A 1,522-nucleotide genomic window follows, 5' to 3' on the forward strand; every position below is an offset into this window, starting at 1 on the left:
AACACAGTGGACGCGAGCAACTGAGGACAAGCCCTCGGCCTATTAGTACCGGTCACCTCCACCAGTTACCTGGCTTCCAGATCCGGCCTATCAACCCAGTCGTCTACTGGGAGCCTTACCCCATCAAGTGGGTGGGAGTCCTCATCTCGAAGCAGGCTTCCCGCTTAGATGCTTTCAGCGGTTATCCCTCCCGAACGTAGCCAACCAGCCATGCCCTTGGCAGAACAACTGGCACACCAGAGGTTCGTCCGTCCCGGTCCTCTCGTACTAGGGACAGCCCTTCTCAAGACTCCTACGCGCACAGCGGATAGGGACCGAACTGTCTCACGACGTTCTAAACCCAGCTCGCGTACCGCTTTAATGGGCGAACAGCCCAACCCTTGGGACCGACTCCAGCCCCAGGATGCGACGAGCCGACATCGAGGTGCCAAACCATCCCGTCGATATGGACTCTTGGGGAAGATCAGCCTGTTATCCCCGGGGTACCTTTTATCCGTTGAGCGACGGCGCTTCCACAAGCCACCGCCGGATCACTAGTCCCGACTTTCGTCCCTGCTCGACCCGTCGGTCTCACAGTCAAGCTCCCTTGTGCACTTACACTCAACACCTGATTGCCAACCAGGCTGAGGGAACCTTTGGGCGCCTCCGTTACTCTTTAGGAGGCAACCGCCCCAGTTAAACTACCCATCAGACACTGTCCCTGATCCGGATCACGGACCCAGGTTAGACATCCAGCACGACCAGACTGGTATTTCAACGACGACTCCACAACCACTGGCGTGGCTGCTTCAAAGTCTCCCAGCTATCCTACACAAGCCGAACCGAACACCAATATCAAACTGTAGTAAAGGTCCCGGGGTCTTTCCGTCCTGCTGCGCGAAACGAGCATCTTTACTCGTAGTGCAATTTCACCGGGCCTATGGTTGAGACAGTCGAGAAGTCGTTACGCCATTCGTGCAGGTCGGAACTTACCCGACAAGGAATTTCGCTACCTTAGGATGGTTATAGTTACCACCGCCGTTTACTGGCGCTTAAGTTCTCAGCTTCGCCCCACCGAAATGGAGCTAACCGGTCCCCTTAACGTTCCAGCACCGGGCAGGCGTCAGTCCGTATACATCGCCTTACGGCTTCGCACGGACCTGTGTTTTTAGTAAACAGTCGCTTCTCGCTGGTCTCTGCGGCCACCCCCAGCTCACCAAGTAAATTGGATCACCAAGCGTGGCCCCCCTTCTCCCGAAGTTACGGGGGCATTTTGCCGAGTTCCTTAACCATAGTTCACCCGAACGCCTCGGTATTCTCTACCTGACCACCTGAGTCGGTTTAGGGTACGGGCCGCCATGAAACTCGCTAGAGGCTTTTCTCGACAGCATAGGATCATCCACTTCACCACAATCGGCTCGGCATCAGGTCTCAGCCTTGATGTGCGACGGATTTACCTACCGCACGGCCTACACCCTTACCCCGGGACAACCACCGCCCGGGCTGGACTACCTTCCTGCGTCACCCCATCACTCACCTACTA

At 56.5% G+C, this 1,522-nt stretch carries 1 rRNA gene (cut by a window edge); it reads right to left on the reverse strand.

Features of this window, described 5'->3' with window-relative positions:
* Nucleotides 1–22: 22 nt before the first annotated feature.
* A 23S ribosomal RNA gene (locus tag ACFY6U_RS52090) occupies nucleotides 23–1,522 on the reverse strand (it continues 1,628 nt past the right edge of the window).

Origin of the sequence: Streptomyces sp. NPDC013157 (genome assembly GCF_042899865.1) — a bacterium.
Lineage (GTDB): Bacteria > Actinomycetota > Actinomycetes > Streptomycetales > Streptomycetaceae > Streptomyces.